This is a genomic window from Desulforhopalus vacuolatus, from assembly GCF_016918505.1.
GTDB classification, from domain to species: domain Bacteria; phylum Desulfobacterota; class Desulfobulbia; order Desulfobulbales; family Desulfocapsaceae; genus Desulforhopalus; species Desulforhopalus vacuolatus.
Genome location: NZ_JAFFPZ010000163.1, coordinates 1 through 252 on the forward strand (window position 1 = coordinate 1; position 252 = coordinate 252).

1 pseudogene is annotated in these 252 nt (G+C 37.3%); it reads left to right on the top strand.

The features are described from left to right. Nucleotides 1-102 (top strand): annotated as a pseudogene (locus tag JWG39_RS17335) (IS1595 family transposase); the annotation flags it as partial. Nucleotides 103-252 lie beyond the last annotated feature (150 nt).

Consider the following 252-nt stretch of genomic DNA (forward strand, 5'->3'; position numbering starts at 1 on the left):
GAGAAGCTCCCTTTATACCTTGGTTTCTTCGAGTTTGTTCATAATGTTGGCAAGCGCGGGAAAACCTTGCTTCACTCGCTGGTTGAAGTGCTGGTTAAATAAGACCCTGAAACACAACATGAGCCTTAAGAAAATATAAGAACCAACCATTTATCGAAAAACGCATGTATACCAAAAAAACCATTTTGGAAGTAGCACCAGTTTTTTTGAAGAAAGAAAAACGCATTGAAGCCATGCTCTTTTTATATTTTT